We start from the raw sequence: 18152 nt of genomic DNA on the forward strand, positions 1-18152 counted from the left end.
CCCTTACGCCTGCGCCTCCGCCGGCTCCTTCCGGAAGGAGAGGAGCGTGAACTCCGGGTCCGCGCGCGGTACTTCCTGGTCCGGCAGCTCCGCGAGGCGCGCCGCGAACCGCGCCGTCAGCGGGGCGTCCGGAGGCAGCTGGGTGAACCAGCCGCGGTACAGGTCGTCGACCGTGCCGCGCGGTGACCGTCCCTGACCGTGGCCCCGGAAACGCGCCCGCGACTGCTCCGTCAGGCCGTGCGCCGCCGCGTGGGAGCGCACCGCTTCCGCGCGGTCGGGAGGCGTGCGGATCGGACGCCCGGCCAGTACCGCGTCGATGTCGCTGCCCACGTCGTGCGCCGCGGCCTTGTCGACGGTCGTCACGTAGACCCCGCCGGGCCGCAGCACCCGCGCGCACTCGGCGACGACTTCCGAGACCGCCTCGCCGTCGGCGAACAGGTGGAGCAGCCAGACCGTGCTGACGGCGTCGAACGAAGACGTGGGGAAGGGGAGTTGGCGGCTGTCCCCGAGGACGACGGAGCCGGGGACGCGGGCCGCCGCCATCCTCGTCATGCCGTCCGCCGCGTCCACCCCCGTCACCCGCAGTCCGGGCCGGGCCAGCCGCTGGGTGACCAGGCCCGTCCCGCAGGCCACGTCGAGCAGGGCGCGGGCGCCCGGCGGCACCAGGCCGAGGACCGCCTCGGCAGCGGCGGCGGCGCGGGGCTCGCCGCCGCGTGAGGCGTCGTACCGGCCGGCTTCCTTGCCGTAGTCCAGCATCGGCCCTCAGACCGCCCCGTGCCCCGGCGCCAGTTCCTCCACCCTGCGGGCGAGTTCGAGGTCGAGCGCGGTGATCGCGCCGCCCGCGCTGTGCGTGTTCACGGAGAGCGCCACGGAGTCGTAGCCGAGGGTCAGGTCGGAGTGGTGGCCCAGCTCCTCCTGGACCTGCGCGATGTGCACGACCATCGCGGTCGCCGCGAAGTGCGAGCCGAGGCGGTACGAGCGGGTGATCCGGTCGCCGTCGAGGGACCAGCCGGGAAGCTCCGCGAGCCGTTCCTCGACATCCTTCTGTGACAGCGGTTCGACAGCCATCGCCACGCTCCTTCCCGGGCGTCGGACAGGTGGGACGTACACAGGTGCGTACCTTCCTCACCCTGCCACAACCAGGGCCGGTCAGCGTGTCGGCGGCGGCGGCGCGCACCCGGCCGCCACCCGCACGAGGCCACCCCATCGATTACCGTCTGGGGTATGACAACTGTCGCGCCCCCACAGGCGAATCCATCCTCCGGAGTCGGTCCCCTCCTGCGCGGCTGGCGTGAGCGGCGAAGGGTCAGCCAGCTGGAACTGGCCCTGCGCGCGGACTCGTCGGCGCGGCACATCAGCTTCATCGAGACCGGCCGGTCGCGCCCCAGCGAGGAGATCGTGCTGCGCCTGGCCGAGCATCTCGACGTACCGATGCGTGACCGCAACTCCCTGCTCCTGGCGGCCGGTTACGCGCCCCGCTTCCGGGAGACGCCCCTGGACGACCCCTCGATGGGTGCGCTCCGGGAGAGCCTGGAGCGGCTCCTGAACGGATATGAGCCCTATCCGGCGCTGGTCGTCGACGCGACGTACGACGTGGTCGCGGCGAACCGCGGCATCGTGATGCTCCTCGACGGCGTACCGGAGCACCTCCTGGCGCCGCCCCTGAACACGATGCGTCTCGCGCTGCACCCGGAGGGCCTCGCCCCCAAGATCCGCAATCTGCGGGAGTGGCGGGCCCATCTGCTGCATCAGATGGAGCGGCAGATCTCGCTGGACCGGTCGGACGCGCTGCGTGCGGTGTACGACGAGGTGGCGGCGTATCCGGTGGAGGATCCCGGCGTGGACGCCTTCGAGGCCGGGACGGATGTGCCCTATTTCGCGCTGCCGCTGCGGATCGAGCACGACGGGCAGATCCTCTCCTTCATCTCGTCCATCTCGACGTTCAACACCCCGCTGGACGTGACGGTCGCCGAGCTGGCCATCGAGACGTTCCTCCCGGCCGACCCGGCGACGACGAAGTATCTGCAGAACCTGCAGGGCTAGGGCCGGTGCCGCATGCGGCCCCGGCCCTGGTCCCGGCCCCGCCTCCAGGGCGCGGGGCTACCCCTTCGTCGCGCGCAGCGCCGCGTACTGGAGAGCGGCGAATCCGCCGACGGTCAGGGCCTGCAGCGGGATCCACACCGCGCCCGCCGTGGTCGGCGTCAGCCAGGCGACGAGGGCGACGACGCTGAGCACCGCCCAGGCGGCGTTGGCCTCGACCACCGCCTGGACGGGCAGTGCGGGCGGGCTCTGCCGGGCGGCGAGCAGGCCGACGCCGATGCCGTAGACGGTGAGGAAGACCCCGAGCCCGAACAGCAGGCCCGAGTCGACGCCGAGGAAGTCCCCCAGCGGGCCCGAGGCGGCGACATACGCGATGCCGTTCCCGGTGGTCACTACGGAGTCGAAGCCGAGGAAGCGGCGCAGCATCATCCGCGGGTCGGTGGTGCGGGCCAGAGCGGTGAGCGAGTACGCGGACATGTCGGTTCGCCTCCAAGCGGTGGGGAGAGCAGTTCGGGGGCCCGGGCCCGGTCCGGAGTGCGCCGGACCGGATCCGGTGAGACCACTCTCCCCGGAGCGCGCCGCACGGTCGATTACCTCCGAGGTAATGACGGTCCCACCTCGGAGGAAGCGCCACCGGGCGGCCCGTCCGGCAACCCGTTCGGCGGCTGCCGACAGGTGCGCCACCGCCGCCCCGCCTAGGTTCGTCGAAGGCAGACCTAGGGAGCTCCAGGGTGACAGAGACGACCGAGCCCGCCGCCGCGCTGCTGCGCGCGGGAAAGTTCTTCCGCCGCGGCACCGCCGCCCCCGACCTGCACAGCGTGGCCCTGACCGGCGGCCGGGACGGGGACGCCTTCTACCGCGACCGGTGGAGCCACGACAAGGTCGTGAACTCGACGCACGGGGTGAACTGCACGGGCTCCTGCCGCTGGAAGGTGTACGTCAAGGACGGCATCATCACCTGGGAGACCCAGCAGACGGACTATCCGAGCGTCGGCCCGGACCGGCCCGAGTACGAGCCGCGCGGCTGCCCGCGGGGCGCCGCGTTCTCCTGGTACACGTACTCCCCGACCCGCGTCCGCTACCCGTATCTGCGCGGCGTCCTCCTGGAGATGTACCGGGAGGCGAAGGGCCGCCTGAAGGATCCCGTCGCCGCGTGGGCGGACATCCAGGACGACCCGGAGCGCCGCCGCACCTATCAACAGGCGCGCGGCAAGGGCGGGTTGGTGCGGGCGAGCTGGGACGAGGCCGTCGAGATCATCGCGGCGGCGCATGTCCACACCATCAAGAAGTACGGCCCGGACCGCGTCGCCGGCTTCTCCCCGATCCCCGCGATGTCGATGGTGTCGCATGCGGCGGGCGCCCGTTTCATGTCGCTGATCGGCGCTCCCATGCTCTCCTTCTACGACTGGTACGCGGATCTTCCGGTGGCCTCGCCGCAGGTCTTCGGCGACCAGACCGACGTACCGGAGTCGGGTGACTGGTGGGACGCCGCGTATCTGATGATGTGGGGCTCGAACGTCCCGGTGACCAGGACGCCGGACGCGCACTGGATGGCCGAGGCGCGCTACCGGGGCCAGAAGGTCGTGGTCGTGGCGCCGGACTACGCGGACAACGCGAAGTTCGCCGACGAGTGGCTGCATCCGCATCCCGGCACGGACGGCGCGCTCGCCATCGCGATGGGGCATGTGATCCTCAAGGAGTTCTTCGTCGACCGCTCGACGGACTTCTTCACCGACTACGTACGCAGGTTCACCGATCTGCCGTTCCTGGTGACGCTGACCGAGCGGGACGGGGCGTACGTGCCGTCGAAGTTCCTGCGCGCCACCGACCTCGGCCAGGGCGGCGAGGGCGCCGACTGGAAGACGGCGGTTCTGGACGAGAACACCGGGCAGCCCGCCGTCCCCAACGGCTCGCTCGGCTTCCGCTGGACCGAGTCGGGCAAGGGCAAGTGGAACCTGGAGCTGGGCAGTATCTCGCCGCAGCTGTCGCTGCACGGCTCGGACGTCGCGGCGGGGGTCGAGGTGCTGCTCCCGCGCTTCGACACCGACGGCGGCACGCACGGCCAGGGCCGCGGCGACGTGGTGCGCAGGGGTGTCCCGGCGACGCGGCTCGGCGGGCAGGACGGGCCGCTGGTCACCACGGTGTTCGACCTGCTGCTCGCGCAGTACGGCGTGGGGCGCGAGGGGCTGCCGGGCGAGTGGCCCGCTTCGTACGACGATGCCGCCACGCCCGGCACCCCCGGCTGGCAGGAGGCGCACACGTCGGTGCCGGCCGCGAAGGCGGTGAAGATCGCGCGGGAGTTCGCGCGGACCGCCGAGCGGTCGCGCGGCCGCTGCATGATCCTGATGGGCGCGGGGACCAACCACTGGTTCCACTCCGAGACGATCTACCGCGCGTTCCTCGCGCTGCTCCAGCTGACCGGCTGCCAGGGGCGCAACGGCGGCGGCTGGGCGCACTACGTCGGTCAGGAGAAGTGCCGTCCGGCGACCGGCTGGGCGACGCTGGCCAGCGGCAACGACTGGAGCAGGCCGCCGCGGCAGATGATCGGCGCCGCGTACTGGTTCCTCAACACCGACCAGTGGCGCTACGACAGGTTCGCGGCGGACGTGCTGGCCTCGCCGCTGGGCGAGGGCCGGTTCGCCGGGATGACGGGCGCGGACTGTCTGGCCCTTTCGGCGCGGACCGGCTGGATGCCGTCGTATCCGACGTTCGACCGCAACTCCCTTGATCTGGGCGCCACTTCGGCCGATCCGGTGGCCAGTGTCGTGGACGAGCTCAAGGCGGGCTCGCTGAAATTCGCGTGCGAGGACCCGGACGCGCCGGAGAACTGGCCGCGCGTCCTGACGCTGTGGCGGGCCAATCTGCTGGGTTCGTCGGCGAAGGGCGCCGAGTACTTCACCAAGCATCTCCTGGGTACGCATTCCTCGCTGCGGGCGGCGGAGGCGGCGCCGAACGAGCGGCCCTCTACGGTCACATGGCGTGACGAGGCGCCCGAGGGGAAGCTCGATCTGCTCGTCTCGCTCGACTTCCGCCAGACGTCGTCGACGCTCCTCTCGGACGTGGTCCTTCCCGCGGCGACCTGGTACGAGAAGCACGATCTGTCGACCACCGACATGCACCCCTACGTGCACTCCTTCACACCGGCCGTCGACCCGCCCTGGCAGGCCCGCACCGACTTCGACACGTTCCGCGCGATCGCCGACCGGCTCAGCGAACTGGCCGTCGAGCATCTCGGCGTACGCAAGGACGTCGTCGCCACGGCGCTCCAGCACGACACGCCGGGCGAGACAGCGCAGCCCGGCGGTGTGGTGCTCGACTGGCGCAAGGGCGAGTGCGAGCCGGTGCCGGGCAGGACGATGCCGAACCTGACGGTCGTCGAGCGGGACTACACCGCGATCGGCGCGAAGTTCGCCTCGCTCGGACCGCTGGTGGAGAAGCTGGGGCTGCCGGTGAAGGGCATCGCGTTCCAACCCGACCAGGAGGTCGAGGAGTTGAAGGAACGCAATGGTGTCGTACGCGGTGGACCCGCCGACGGCCGCCCCGCCCTGGACACCGCGATCAAGGCCGCGAACACCATCCTGGCCCTGTCCGGCACGACCAACGGGCGCCTGGCCACCCAGGGCTTCCACACCCTGGAGGCGCGCACCGGCCAGGAGATGGCTCATCTGGCCGCCGAGCACGAGGGCAAGCGCATCACGTACGCCGACACCCAGGCGGCCCCCGTGCCGGTGATCACCTCGCCGGAGTGGTCGGGCAGCGAGTCGGGCGGGCGCCGGTACACGGCGTTCACCCTCAACACCGAGCATCTGAAGCCCTGGCACACCCTCACCGGACGCCAGCACTTCTTCATCGACCACGACTGGATGCACGAGCTGGGCGAGGCGCTGCCCGTGTACCGGCCGCCCCTCGACATGAACCGCCTGTTCGGGGAGCCACGCCTCGGCCCGGACGGCGAAAAGGAGGTGACGGTCCGATACCTCACGCCGCACAACAAATGGTCGATCCACTCCGAGTACCAGGACAACCTCTTCATGCTGTCCCTGTCGCGCGGCGGCCAGTCCATCTGGATGGCACCGCAGGACGCCGACGCGATCGGCGTACGCGACAACGACTGGATCGAGGCGGTCAACCGGAACGGCGTGGTGGTGGCGCGGGCGGTCGTCTCGCACCGCATGCCGGCCGGCACGGTCTACATGCACCACGCACAGGAGCGCACGGTGAACGTCCCCAAGACGGAGACCACCGGAAAGCGGGGCGGCATCCACAACTCACTGACCCGGCTCATCCTCAAGCCGTCCCATCTCATCGGCGGCTACGCCCAGTTGTCGTGGGCGTTCAACTATCTCGGCCCGACCGGAAACCAGCGCGACGAGGTGACGGTCATCCGCCGCCGCAGCCAGGAGGTGACGTACTGATGCCCCGTGGCGAAGCCACTCAGCGACGTGTGATGGCCCAGATCGCGATGGTGATGAACCTCGACAAGTGCATCGGGTGCCACACCTGTTCGGTCACCTGCAAGCAGGCGTGGACCAACCGGGACGGCATGGAGTACGTCTGGTTCAACAACGTCGAGACCCGTCCGGGCCAGGGCTATCCGCGCCGCTACGAGGACCAGGAGAAGTGGCGCGGCGGCTGGGAGCTGAACAGGCGCGGCGCCCTGAGGCTGAAGAACGGCGGCCGGATCAAGTCCCTCCTGGAGATCTTCTCCAACCCCAGGCTGCCGGAGATCAAGGACTACTACGAGCCCTGGACGTACGAGTACAGGAACCTCACCGACGCCCCGCTCGGCGACGACTACCCGGTCGCCGAGCCCCGCTCCCTGATCAGCGGCAAACCCATGAAGATCGAGTGGTCGTCGAACTGGGACGACAACCTCGGCGGCGCCCCGCAGTACGGGGACCTCGACCCGATGGTGCAGAAGACCCGCCAACAGGCCGCAGAGAAGGTCAAGTTCGCCTTCGAGCAGACCTTCATGTTCTATCTGCCGCGCATCTGCGAGCACTGCCTGAACCCGGCGTGCGTGGCGTCCTGCCCCTCGGGCGCGATGTACAAGCGCGAGGAGGACGGCATCGTCCTCGTCGACCAGGACCACTGCCGGGGCTGGCGCAAGTGCGTGACCGGCTGCCCGTACAAGAAGGTCTACTTCAACCACCGCACGGGCAAGGCCGAGAAGTGCACGATGTGCTACCCGCGCGTCGAGGTGGGCCTGCCCACCGTCTGCTCGGAGACGTGCGTGGGCCGGCTGCGCTATCTCGGCGTCATTCTGTACGACCCGGACAAGGTGACGGCGGCGGCCTCCGAGCCCGATGAACACAAGCTGTACGAGGCTCAGTTGGGCGTCTTCCTCGACCCCGAGGACCCGGACGTGCGGCGCGACGCCGAGCGCTCCGGGATCTCGTACGACTGGATCGAGGCGGCGCGCCGCTCCCCCGTGCACGCGCTGATCTCCAAGTACCAGGTGGCGCTCCCGCTGCACCCGGAGTACCGGACGATGCCCATGGTCTGGTACATCCCGCCGCTCTCCCCGGTGGTGGACGCACTGAGCGAGACCGGCCACGACGGCGAGGACCTGGACAATCTGTTCGGTGCCATCGACACCCTGCGCATCCCGCTCGAATACCTGGCGGAGATCTTCACGGCCGGTGACGTGGGTCCGGTGCGGGCCTCGCTGGAGAGGCTGGCGGCGATGCGGGCGCACATGCGGGCCATCAACCTCGGGGAACGGCCGGAGAGTTCGGTCGCCGAGTCGGTGGGCATGAAGGGCCCTCAGATCGAGGAGATGTACCGGCTGCTCGCCATCGCCAAGTACGAGGACCGCTATGTCATCCCGACCGCGGCCGTCGGCGACGCGCGCCGCCTGGAGGAATCGGCGCTTCCCGACTCGTGCAGCCTCGACTACGAGGACGGTCCGGGCATGGGCGGCGACGGGCCGTTCGGCCAGGACTCGGGACGCAAGCAGCTTCCGCTGGTCACCATCGAGAACTTCCACGCGCTGCGGAAGCGGCAGACGGCCGACGAACAGCCGGGCGCGGGCAGGGAGGGCGAGCTGTGAGGTCCGACGATGCCGTGCTGTACCAGGCGGCGGCACACTGTCTCGCCTACCCGGACGACGAGTTCCACGACCGGCTTCCGCTGCTCACGGCGGCCGCACCGGCGGGGCTCGGCGACTTCCTCGCGCACGCGGCCGCCACCGACCCGCGGGAACTCGCGGCGCACTACGTCCAGGTCTTCGACTTCAAGAACCGGCACAGCCTGTATCTGAGCTGGTGGCGGGACGGCGACACGCGGCGGCGCGGGATGTCGCTGGTCCGCTTCAAGGAGGTCTACCGCGAGCACGGCATGGAGTTCACCGGCGAGGAGCTGCCGGACTTCCTGCCGGCGGTCCTCGAGTTCTCGGCGCACGCGGGGCCGCTGCTGCTGCTCGAACACCGCAGCGGGCTTGAGCTGTTGCGGCTCGCGCTGAGCGACTTCGGGACTCCGTACGCGGCCGTGCTCGACGCGGTGTGCGGGTCGCTGCCGGGGCCTTCGCCGAAGGACCGGGCTCAGGCGCTGGCGCTGGCCCGTTCCGGGCCGCCGCGCGAGGACGTCGGCCTGGAACCGTTCGGCGGGCTGGAACCCTTCGCACTCACCGGGGAGCGACCCTCATGAAGACACTGCTGTGGGGCGTGCTTCCGTACGTCGCCTTCGTCCTGCTGGTCGCGGGGATCGTCTGGCGCTACCGCTACGACAAGTTCGGCTGGACGACGCGGTCTTCGCAGGTGTACGAGTCGAAGCTCCTGAACGTCGCTTCACCGATGTTCCACTACGGCATCCTCTTCGTGCTCGTGGGTCATCTCGTCGGCCTGTTCGTCCCCGCGTCGTGGACGGAGAAGCTGGGCGTCGAGGAGCACACGTATCACCTGCTGTCGCTGTACGGGGGTACGGCGGCCGGGATCATGCTGGTGGCCGGGATTCTGCTGCTGCTGTACCGGCGGCGGACGAACGCGCCGGTGTTCCGGGCGACGACGGCGAACGACAAGGTGATGTACGTCGTCCTGCTGGGCGCGATCGTGCTGGGCATGGTGGCGAAGCTGACGCACGCGTCGGGGGACGGCTACAACTACCGGGAGTCGATCGCACCTTGGGCCCGGTCGCTCTTCACCCTCCAGCCGGACATCGACATGATGTCCGGCGTCCCGGTCCTGTACGAGATCCACGCGGTGATCGGCATGACCCTGATCGCCCTCGTCCCGTTCACCCGCCTGATCCACATGTTCAGCGCGCCGGTGCAGTATCTGTTCCGGCCGTATGTGGTGTACCGGGCGCGGGATCCCCGGAGGGTGGGGGCGCGGCCGGAGCGGCGGGGCTGGGAGAAGACGGGGTCCTAGTTCCCGGCGGCCCCGTCCCGCTTCTCCTCGTCCACGATTTCCGCGTCCACCACGCCCTCCTCCGCGGGGGACTGCGCGGGGGCCTGGTCCTGGGCGCCCTCGGCAGGATTCGCGTACATCGCCTGGCCCATCTTCTGGCTCACGGCAGCCAGCTTTTCCGCGCCCGTGCGCAGGGCCACCGTGTCCTCGCCCTTGTTCTTCAGGAGATCCTTCAACTCCCCCGCCGCCGCCTCCACTTCGGTGCGGGTCTGCGCGGGGATCCGCTCCTCGTTCTCCCGCACGAAGCGCTCCGTCTGGTACACCAGCTGCTCGGCCTGGTTGCGGGTCTCCGCCGCCTCCTTGCGCCTGCGGTCCTCCTCCGCGTGCTCCTCCGCCTCCCGCACCATCCGGCTGATGTCGTCCTTGGGCAGCGCCGAGCCGCCCGTGACCGTCATCCGCTGCTCGCGCCCCGTCGCCTCGTCCTTCGCCGAGACGTGCATGATGCCGTTGGCGTCGATGTCGAAGGTGACCTCGATCTTGGGGACGCCGCGTGGTGCCGGCGGCAGGCCCGTTAGGTCGAAGACGCCGAGCTTCTTGTTGTACGCGGCGATCTCCCGCTCCCCCTGGAAGACCTGGATGCCGACCGAGGGCTGATTGTCCTCCGCCGTGGAGAAGGTCTCCGAACGCCGGGTGGGAATGGTCGTGTTGCGTTCGATCAGCGTCGTCATGATGCCGCCCTTGGTCTCGATGCCGAGGGACAGCGGCGTGACGTCGAGCAGGAGGACGTCCTTCACGTCGCCCCGGATCACGCCCGCCTGGAGCGTCGCGCCGAGGGCCACGACCTCGTCGGGGTTGACCCCCTTGTGCGGATCGCGCCCCGTCAGTTCCTTGACCAGTTCCGTCACCGCCGGCATCCGCGTCGAACCGCCGACCAGGATCACGTGGTCGACGGCGGAGAGCTTGATGCCCGCGTCCCGCACCGCCTGGTGGAAGGGTTCGCGGCAGCGCTCCAGCAAATCGGCGGTCAGTTCCTGGAACTGAGCGCGGGTCAGTTTCTCCGCGAGGTGCAGCGGGCCCTCCGCCGAGGCCGTCACGTACGGCAGGTTGATGTCGGTCTCGCTCGACGACGACAGCTCGATCTTCGCCTTCTCCGCGCCCTCGCGCAGCCGCTGCACGGCCATCTTGTCCTTGCCGAGGTCCACGCCGTGCGCGTTCTTGAACTGTCGTACGAGATATTCGACGATCCGCTGGTCCCAGTCGTCGCCGCCCAGTTGGGTGTCGCCGTTGGTGGCCTTCACCTCGATGACGCCGTCGCCCATCTCCAGGAGCGACACGTCGAACGTGCCGCCGCCGAGGTCGAAGACCAGCACGGTCTGGTCGTCGCCCTTGTCCAGGCCGTAGGCCAGCGCGGCGGCCGTCGGCTCGTTGATGATCCGCAGCACCTTCAGCCCTGCGATCTCCCCGGCCTCCTTGGTCGCCTGGCGCTGGGCGTCGTCGAAGTACGCGGGTACGGTGACGACGGCGTCCGTGACGTCCTCGCCGAGATACGACTCGGCGTCCCGCTTCAGCTTCTGCAGGACGCGGGCGGACAGCTCCTGCGCGGTGTACCGGGTTCCGTCCACGGAGCCGCTCTCCGGGAAGCGCCAACTCCCGTCGCCCATATGGCGCTTGACGGACCGTGCGGTGCGCTCGACGTTCGTGACCGCCTGCCGCTTGGCGACCTCCCCGACCAGGACGTCGCCGTTCTTCGCGAAGGCGACGACCGAGGGCGTGGTCCGCGCGCCCTCCGCGTTGGCGACGACCGTGGGATCGCCGCCCTCCAGGACGGCCACCACCGAGTTCGTCGTACCGAGGTCGATCCCGACTGCACGTGCCATGTCCAGTCCCCTTCCACAGCGAGCCCGTTTCCCGGCGTACTCCGACCTCCATCACAAAACTTGAGCGCCACCTTGTCAATGCCGCGTCTGTGAATCCGGGGTTCTGAGGGTCTGGGGGGTCAGGGGGAGGCTGGGGATACGACTGTGCCGCCGCCCCGGGAGGGACGGCGGCACAGTCGGCGCGTACGGATCCGCGTCAGGCCAGCTTCGCCGTCAGCGTGATCGGCGTGGCCTTCAGCGCCTGGCTCACCGGGCAGTTGACCTTGGCGTCCTCGGCGGCCTCGATGAACGCGGCCTCGTCGATGCCCGGCACGGTGCCCTCGACGGTGAGGTGGATGCCGGTGATGCCGGTGCCCGGCTGGAACGTCACGTCGGCGGACGTGACCAGGCGGGTCGGCGGGGTGCCGGCCTTCGCGAGGCCGTTGGAGAAGGCCATGGAGAAGCAGCTGGAGTGCGCGGCGGCGATCAGCTCTTCCGGGCTGGTCTTGCCATTGGCCTGCTCGGCGCGGGCCGGCCAGGACACCGCCTGCTCCCCGATACCGGAGGAGTCGAAGGTGACGGTGCCCTTGCCCTCCAGCAGGTTGCCTTCCCAGACCGTGTGCGCGGAGCGCGTGGTAGCCACGATGAGATCCCTTCAATGCGTTGTGCGTGAAACCGATGGGTGGTGCGTACGGAACGTCCGCCCCCATCCGATCACACCCGCGGTCGCCGCACGCGGCAGACCGGCCCTCGGGGCAGGGGCGGCTGCCCGCCACCGGGCGCCCCCCCAGATGAAAACGGGCCGCACCGTCGCGAGGCCGGACGGCGGCCAGGGAACCCCGGCGAGACCGGCGCCGACCGCAGCCCGCACCCGTTTCCCCAGCCCCAGTACGCCCTTCACCCCGGTCGCGTACCACCCCCGCGCGCCTCTGCCAGAGGGACGGCTGATGTGCGGCGAACCCCGCGTTGCGCTGCCGCTATGGCCGGAATGGCAACTGTGCAAGGTTCCGGCGCGGTGACACTTTGAGGCCCCCTCGCACGGCACGAGGAGATCATCTCAGGGGGTTTGGCCATGCGCATGAACTACTCGGACCGCGGTCCCTCCCCGCTGGAGGCGGAGAAGCCGGGAGCGGCCGGAGACCGCGACTCCACGTTCGGCTGGTGGGGTGCGTTCAGCATCCAGAAGTTCGTCAACCAGTCACCTCTCTTCCACACGCACGCGGATGCCACCGGCTGGCTGGCGTATCTCCAGCAGTTCTACGACCGCAACTTCTGGTTCGCGGACGGCGGCGCGCAGGTCTGGGCGTACGAGGAGACCTACGACAACTGGCAGGACCGGTACGGCATGGACGCGGTGGTCGCCGTCTACCACTCCGGCCACGGCGGCATGGACGGGAACGGAGTCTTCTTCGCGCCACTCGGCGGTGTCTGGGACGGCCGCAGCGACGCGATCTCCAACCGGATGGCGCTCGGCAACGAGAAGGCCAACTACGTCTTCTGGTCCACCTGCACCTCGCTGCGGGTGCTCTCCGGGCACTCCCCGATCCGCACCTGGGCGGGGCCCAACATCGGCTTCCGGATGATCTTCGGGTTCGAGACGGTCAGCATCGACAGTCCGGACTACGGCAAGAAGTTCTGGGAGAAGTGGCGGGCCGGACAGACCTTCACCGACGCGTGGCTGAACGCCAGTTGGGACATCTACAAGGGCCAGGCGCCCTCGGTCTGCGCGGTCGGCGCCACCCAGGCGGAGGCCACCGCGCGCCTCAACGGCGAGCGCACCCTGTACCGCGAGCACGTGCCGGACAACTGGTACGCGTGGCGCTGGTACTACGCCCGCGACACCCTCAGGGAGCCGCTGACGCAGGCCCCGGCCAGTCCGCAGATCGTGCAGCTCGCGCCGCGCAACCCCGGCGAGGAACTGACCGCGATGGGCCGGATCGCCGACTTCCCGTCGGCGGCACTGCAAGAGGTGCAGGTCGAGCGGCAGGGCGTGCTCAGCGCCACCTCCGGTGACCGGATCGTCTCCACCGCGCCGCACGCGTCGCGCTGGATCAAGCTCGCCGAGGCCAACCCGCGCAATCTGCGGCAACTGCCCACCGAACAGGCCGTCGACGCGGCACGGGCGTTCGCCGAGCAGCACGCCGAAGGCGCGGACCTCGTCGTCGACAGCGTGCACGACCTGATGCAGAACTCCGGGGCGAAGGACGGCTCCGAGATCGGTCAGCCGGTGTCCCTGCAGACCCATGTGACGTTCCGGCAGGTCTTCGACGGCGTACCGGTCATCACTCCGGACCGCGGGCTGATCCGGGTGGCCCTGGACAACGACGCGACCGTAGTCCAGGCGCAGATCGCCACCCGCTCGGCGACCGGCACCACGCGTGAGCCGAGCACCGACATCTCGCCGCCGCCGCAGAGCGGCAAGGCGGCTGCCGCGCCGCTGGAGCGCGACCCGCGCAAGGCGCTGGCCGCGGCCCAGCAGCGGCTGCTCGCCGAACTCGCCGCCGTGACGGCCGGCGAACCGGGCGGCAAGGGCGCCAAGGCCGAGCAGGAGCCCCAGGTCAGGGACGTGCCCGGCACGTTCGACGTCGGCTACGAGATCGAGGGCAACGAGGCCTACCCGGCCGCCCGCAAGCTGATCGAGATCGGCCCGCCGGACGGCATGTTCACCACCCGCCGCTGGGTGGTGGCGCCGCTCGCCAGGTAGTCCCTCGCCCGGCAGTCCCTCGCCGGACAGCCCGGGGAGAGGCCCGAACCGACGGGGGTCGGGGAATCAGTGGGTGGCGGTCCGCTTCTTGCGGGCCGCCATCCACGCGTACACCAGCACGCCCGCGAAGAGGAACAGCACGCCCTGGTAGACGGCCGCGTAACCGGAGCCGGCGACCAGCCACATCGAGAATCCGCACGCGATGCCCGCGAGCGTCATGTCCCGCACCAGGCGCCCGCGGTGGACGCGCTCGCCCTGCCCGGAGATCAGGTAGTAGAGCTGCGCGGCGGTGGCCAGGAGGTAGGGCACGGTCGCGGTGAACGTGGTGATCAGGACGAGGGACTCGAAGACGCCGCTGGAACCCGCCGAGTAGTTGTAGACGGTGAGCAGCCCGGCGAGGACGACCGTGACCAGGACGCCGAAGGTGGGGACGCCACGCTTCTTGCGGCCGAAGGCCGGCGGGAAGAGCCCGTCCTTGGCGGCCGCGTACGGCGTCTGGGCGCTCAGCAGCGTCCAGCCGTTCAGGGCGCCGAGGATCGACACGACCGCCGCGCAGGCGACCGCGATGCCGCCCCAGGAGCCGCCGAACATGACGTTGACGGCGTCGGAGAACGGCGCGGTGGAACCGACGAGCTTGTCGTGGGCGACGGTGCCGAAGACCGCGAGGGTGCCGAGCAGATAGACCAGGGCGGCGCCCAGCGTGCCGAGGATCGTGGCGCGGCCGACGTTGCGCCGCGGGTCGCGCACCTCACCGGCGCTGACGGCGGCCGACTCGACGCCCAGGTAGGAGAAGAGCAGGATCGCCGCGGACGCGGAGACGGCACCGATCGGGCTGTCGTCGCTCGCCTGGAACGGCCCGAGGTTGGAGCTGTCGAAGAAGAAGAGACCGCCCACGGCCACCAGGATCAGCGGCAGGAACTTCAGGACGGTGGCGACGAGCTGGACCGCACCGACGTACCGGGTGCCCGCGAAGTTCGCGAGGGCGGGCAGGAGTTGGACGACCAGGGCGGCGAGACAGGCCGTCCACTTGTGGTCGCCGACGGGTATCAGGACGTCCAGATAGCCGACGGCGGCGACGGCGAGCGCCGCGTTCGACACCCAGGCGGTCGCCCAGTAGGACCAGGCGGAGAGGAACCCGGCGAAGTCGCCGAACGCCTCGCGGGCGTAGACGTAGGGCCCGCCGGTGCGCGGGTCGCGGTGGGCGAGCCGCCCGAAGACGAGGGCGAGGGCGATGGCGCCCGCGGTGAGCACGGCGAACGCGACGAGGCTGATCGTGCCGAAGGGGGCCACGGAGGCCGGGAGCAGGAAGATGCCGCCGCCGATGATGTTGCCCATGACGAGGCAGGTGGCGATCGGCAGTCCGAAGCGGCGGGCGTGCCTGCTCTGCTCGTCGGCGCCGGACGCCTGCTCCTCGGTGCCGGACGCCTGCTGTGCTTCCTGGCCGGGGGCCGGAGCCGACGGGGTCACGGTTCCGGTGTCGTGCATGGGGTGGTGCCTCTCATCGTGCCGGGTGCCCGGGATCGCCGGGCGGAGCCCATGGTCGGGCACGACGGGGGGCGCACAAAATCAGCGTGTTTTGTCCTGCACGGCCGGGTCGTCGACCGTAAAAGCTGTGCCGGTGGGGCGCTGCGACAGAGAATCGTCCGCGCTGCCCAGAACCCCTCCCACCAGCGGAATCTCCGGTCCGTCGTGCTCGCTCAGCCAGCGGCGCAGGACCTGGTGGACCTGCTCGGCGCCGACGAGCTCATGCCCGTCCTCGAGCGGCGCGGAGAGCACGAGCGGGGACAGGAGGAAGGGGTGGCCCTGGGCGCCGCCGAGTCCGCCGTGCGAGCCGATCTGCTCCTCGAACGCGTGGACTTCGCCCTCCTCGGGGTCGTACCAGGAGTTGACCATGATGTCGGCGGTGTGCGGGAAGCCGTCGGTGCGGCGCACGGCGTCGGCGGCGCCGGGCCCGAAGTCCGCGAGCGGCCCGAGTTCGCAGGGCGTCTCGTCGAGATACACCTCCCCCCGCACGCCGAGGACGACCGGGCCGCGCGCCTCGCTGCGTACGAGGAGGAAGCCGATGCCCGGATGGTTGGCGAGGGTGGGGAGCAGCGCCGGATGGCGGCGGTCGATCTCCTCGCGGGTCATGCGGTGCGGGACGTCGGGGAACGAGACCAGGCCCAGGTTCCCCGAGGCGAGCACGATGGGTTCCGCGCGGCGGGCCGGGCGGTGCTCGCCCGCGCCCTCCTCGACGGGGCGGCGCAGCGCGGCGCGCACGGCCGCGCGGGCCTCCGCGCCGCTGTGGGTGCGCCGCGCCCTGCGCGGCACGGGCAGCCCGCAGCCGGCCCTGACCAGGTCGGCGAGGCCCAGGCCGTACCGGGCGCGGAAGGTCTCGCCGGGGCTCTGGCCGTGGTCGGAGAGGACCACGATGCGGTAGCCGCGCGGGGCGTGCTCGGCGACCTTGGCGATGAGCGCGAGGGAGCGGTCGAGACGCTGGAGGACCTTCTCCGCGTCGCCGCTGTGCGGCCCGGAGTGGTGGGCCACTTCGTCGTACGCGACGAGGTCGGCGTAGACGGCGCTGCGGCCGGCGAGCATGTCCCCTATGACGGCTGCGACCACGACGTCACGCTCGACGACGGTCGCGAAGGCCCGAATGAGGGGATAGAGGCCGCCCCGGCTCACGCGCGGGCGGCGGCGCGCCATCCGGGCGCGGGTCGCCTCGCCGATCTCGCGTACGACCTCGGCGACGAAGGACAGCGCCGTGCGGACGGCGTTGGCGGGGTCGGAGAAGTAGGCGAAGTACCCGGCGCGGGAGCGGTTCTCCTTGCCGCGCCGGGCGGCCATGGAGAGGACGAGGGCAAGCTGGTCGGCGCCGCCGCTGAAGAGATTGCCGCGGCTGGCTCCGTCGACGGTGAGCAGTCCGCCGTCGCCGGTGCGCGCGATGGCGCGGCGCTGCAGCTCGACGGCGGACGCGGGGCGGTTGGAGACCATCACCTCGCCGGTGTCCTTCTCGTACCAGCGGAAGGCGGGGACGTCGTGGTTGGAGCCGTGCAGGATGCCGAGCTGGCTCGCGCCGGTCTGGCTCGACCAGTCGGTGCGCCATGGGGTGAGCCGGTGGCTGGGGTGGCCGTCCGCGCCGAGCCAGGACGCGACCGTGGGCATCGTGCCTCGTTCGGCGGCGGCGCACAGCACGTCGTGGCCGACGCCGTCGAGCTGGAGGAAGACGGTGCCGGGCGAGGTGGGCCCGGCGAGGCCCTCGGTTCGGCGACGGCGGCGGTCGGCCAGGCGGTAGAGCCGTCTGCGGTAGGCGTCGTCGTCACGGACGGCGAGGGCACCGCCGGTTGCGGAGGCGACCGCCGACATGACGGCGGCGACGACCACGGCGGTCTCCGGGTTGGCGTCGCCCCGGCCGTCCGGGATGAGCCGCAGGGCGAGCAGCAGCAGCGAGCCGTTGAGGAAGAAGGCGAGAAGACCGAGCACCAGCGCGGGCACGAGCAGCAGGGCCCGCACCAGCAGCGGCCAGACGAGGGCGGAGAGCAGACCGAAGGCTCCCGCGCCGAGGGCGGCGGTGACGGCGATGCGGGTTGTGCTGTCACCGTCGTCGGACTGCAGCTGGAAGTCCGGCAGGATCCCGGCGAGCACCAGCATCGTGAGCGTGCTGACCACCCATACGGCGACGGACCGCCACAGCGCACTGCCGACCGCCCGCCATCGCCCTCGCCCCACGCCGCGCCGCCTCACGTTTCATGACAGAACCGGACACCAGCGTGTCACACCGGTCCGACAGGCGCGGCGTCGCTATCGGCCGTCGTATCCGGCCGTCGGCATCGACAGGCGCCGGTGGACATGTGCCTTCATCACCGCGTCGTACGCCGGCTCCGCGAGCCCCGCCGTCTCGATCCGTACGCCCCGGCGGCCGCACTCCGCGGTGAACTCGTCGGCGGAGCGCAGCGCGAGGTCGAGGACGCGGCGGCTCGGCACGACGAAGAGGTCGACGAGGCCCGCCTCGACGTCCGTCCACAGGACGGCGTGGTCGGACGGCAGCGCCCGGACGACGAGTTCGCGGGTGACGACGTACCCCCGGGCGGCGGCCCAGCGCGCGCACATCGCGTGCTGGCTGCGGGAGTCCACCAGGAAGGGGTCGACGTCCAGTTCCTCGAGCGGCGTCAGGCTCGCGATCGACGCGACGCGCAGCCCGGTCACGCCCGCCGTGTCTCCCATCGC

14 protein-coding genes are annotated in these 18152 nt (G+C 70.8%); 6 read left to right on the forward strand and 8 right to left on the reverse strand.

Features of this window, described 5'->3' with window-relative positions:
* Positions 1-3: 3 nt before the first annotated feature.
* Positions 4-756: a class I SAM-dependent methyltransferase gene (locus ACIBKX_RS10585; RefSeq protein ID WP_363273898.1), complete on the reverse strand. Its 753-nt coding sequence runs from the start codon at positions 754-756 to the stop codon at positions 4-6.
* A gap of 6 nt (positions 757-762) precedes the next feature.
* Positions 763-1068 (reverse strand): 4a-hydroxytetrahydrobiopterin dehydratase, encoded by a 306-nt coding sequence (locus ACIBKX_RS10590; RefSeq protein ID WP_363273899.1) that lies wholly within the window; start codon positions 1066-1068, stop codon positions 763-765.
* A 156-nt stretch (positions 1069-1224) separates the two neighbouring features.
* Between ACIBKX_RS10590 and ACIBKX_RS10595 the strand changes: the two genes are divergently transcribed.
* Entirely contained in the window at positions 1225-2043 is an 819-nt protein-coding gene (locus tag ACIBKX_RS10595) for a helix-turn-helix transcriptional regulator (RefSeq protein ID WP_363273900.1), read from the forward strand.
* A gap of 57 nt (positions 2044-2100) precedes the next feature.
* On the opposite strand, the gene ACIBKX_RS10600 is transcribed toward ACIBKX_RS10595, so the two are convergent.
* The gene (locus ACIBKX_RS10600) at positions 2101-2517 is read right to left on the reverse strand and encodes a hypothetical protein (protein ID WP_363273901.1); all 417 of its coding nucleotides are present in this window, start codon (positions 2515-2517) and stop codon (positions 2101-2103) included.
* A gap of 254 nt (positions 2518-2771) precedes the next feature.
* On the opposite strand from ACIBKX_RS10600, the gene ACIBKX_RS10605 reads away from it, so the two are divergent.
* Genes ACIBKX_RS10605 through narI form a run of 4 tightly spaced genes read left to right on the forward strand, consistent with a single transcriptional unit; the run spans position 2772 to position 9407 of the window.
* A complete protein-coding gene (locus ACIBKX_RS10605) occupies positions 2772-6455 on the forward strand; it encodes a nitrate reductase subunit alpha (RefSeq protein WP_363273902.1) in 3684 nt (1227 codons plus the stop codon).
* Complete coding sequence (narH, locus tag ACIBKX_RS10610) at positions 6455-8092, forward strand: nitrate reductase subunit beta (protein WP_363273903.1); 1638 nt, start codon at positions 6455-6457, stop codon at positions 8090-8092. Before ACIBKX_RS10605 ends, narH begins: the two co-directional genes overlap by 1 nt.
* Positions 8089-8688, forward strand: a complete 600-nt coding sequence (gene narJ, locus ACIBKX_RS10615) for a nitrate reductase molybdenum cofactor assembly chaperone (protein ID WP_363273904.1) — start codon at positions 8089-8091, stop codon at positions 8686-8688. Before narH ends, narJ begins: the two co-directional genes overlap by 4 nt.
* On the forward strand, positions 8685-9407 hold the full coding sequence (narI, locus tag ACIBKX_RS10620; RefSeq protein WP_363273906.1) for a respiratory nitrate reductase subunit gamma: 723 nt from the start codon (positions 8685-8687) through the stop codon (positions 9405-9407). Before narJ ends, narI begins: the two co-directional genes overlap by 4 nt.
* Here narI and dnaK read toward each other — a convergent pair.
* Both dnaK and ACIBKX_RS10630 read right to left on the reverse strand, forming a co-directional pair.
* Positions 9404-11263 (reverse strand): molecular chaperone DnaK, encoded by a 1860-nt coding sequence (gene dnaK / locus ACIBKX_RS10625; RefSeq protein ID WP_363273907.1) that lies wholly within the window; start codon positions 11261-11263, stop codon positions 9404-9406. The genes narI and dnaK overlap by 4 nt on opposite strands.
* A gap of 196 nt (positions 11264-11459) precedes the next feature.
* Positions 11460-11885 (reverse strand): OsmC family protein, encoded by a 426-nt coding sequence (locus tag ACIBKX_RS10630; protein ID WP_363273908.1) that lies wholly within the window; start codon positions 11883-11885, stop codon positions 11460-11462.
* Positions 11886-12314: 429 nt separating this feature from the next.
* Between ACIBKX_RS10630 and ACIBKX_RS10635 the strand changes: the two genes are divergently transcribed.
* Positions 12315-13946: a DUF6345 domain-containing protein gene (locus ACIBKX_RS10635; RefSeq protein WP_363273909.1), complete on the forward strand. Its 1632-nt coding sequence runs from the start codon at positions 12315-12317 to the stop codon at positions 13944-13946.
* Between the two features lie 66 nt (positions 13947-14012).
* Here the strand turns inward: ACIBKX_RS10635 and ACIBKX_RS10640 are convergent, their stop codons facing one another.
* From ACIBKX_RS10640 to ACIBKX_RS10650, 3 genes are all read right to left on the reverse strand, one after another.
* On the reverse strand, positions 14013-15431 hold the full coding sequence (locus ACIBKX_RS10640) for an amino acid permease (RefSeq protein ID WP_363273910.1): 1419 nt from the start codon (positions 15429-15431) through the stop codon (positions 14013-14015).
* Between the two features lie 81 nt (positions 15432-15512).
* Positions 15513-17654, reverse strand: a complete 2142-nt coding sequence (locus ACIBKX_RS10645; protein ID WP_363273912.1) for a phage holin family protein — start codon at positions 17652-17654, stop codon at positions 15513-15515.
* A 72-nt stretch (positions 17655-17726) separates the two neighbouring features.
* A complete protein-coding gene (locus ACIBKX_RS10650) occupies positions 17727-18149 on the reverse strand; it encodes a hypothetical protein (protein WP_363273913.1) in 423 nt (140 codons plus the stop codon).
* Positions 18150-18152 lie beyond the last annotated feature (3 nt).

Origin of the sequence: Streptomyces sp. NPDC050658, assembly GCF_044457025.1 — a bacterium.
GTDB lineage: Bacteria > Actinomycetota > Actinomycetes > Streptomycetales > Streptomycetaceae > Streptomyces.

What these genes read in the sequence shown, in the direction of transcription:
- ACIBKX_RS10585 (WP_363273898.1), bottom strand. Translation starts at nt 756, where the DNA reads ATGCTGGACTACGGCAAGGAAGCCGGCCGGTACGACGCCTCACGCGGC.
- ACIBKX_RS10590 (WP_363273899.1), bottom strand. Translation starts at nt 1,068, where the DNA reads ATGGCTGTCGAACCGCTGTCACAGAAGGATGTCGAGGAACGGCTCGCG.
- ACIBKX_RS10595 (WP_363273900.1), top strand. Translation starts at nt 1,225, where the DNA reads ATGACAACTGTCGCGCCCCCACAGGCGAATCCATCCTCCGGAGTCGGT.
- ACIBKX_RS10600 (WP_363273901.1), bottom strand. Translation starts at nt 2,517, where the DNA reads ATGTCCGCGTACTCGCTCACCGCTCTGGCCCGCACCACCGACCCGCGG.
- narH (WP_363273903.1), top strand. Translation starts at nt 6,455, where the DNA reads ATGCCCCGTGGCGAAGCCACTCAGCGACGTGTGATGGCCCAGATCGCG.
- narI (WP_363273906.1), top strand. Translation starts at nt 8,685, where the DNA reads ATGAAGACACTGCTGTGGGGCGTGCTTCCGTACGTCGCCTTCGTCCTG.
- dnaK (WP_363273907.1), bottom strand. Translation starts at nt 11,263, where the DNA reads ATGGCACGTGCAGTCGGGATCGACCTCGGTACGACGAACTCGGTGGTG.
- ACIBKX_RS10635 (WP_363273909.1), top strand. Translation starts at nt 12,315, where the DNA reads ATGCGCATGAACTACTCGGACCGCGGTCCCTCCCCGCTGGAGGCGGAG.
- ACIBKX_RS10640 (WP_363273910.1), bottom strand. Translation starts at nt 15,431, where the DNA reads ATGCACGACACCGGAACCGTGACCCCGTCGGCTCCGGCCCCCGGCCAG.
- ACIBKX_RS10650 (WP_363273913.1), bottom strand. Translation starts at nt 18,149, where the DNA reads ATGGGAGACACGGCGGGCGTGACCGGGCTGCGCGTCGCGTCGATCGCG.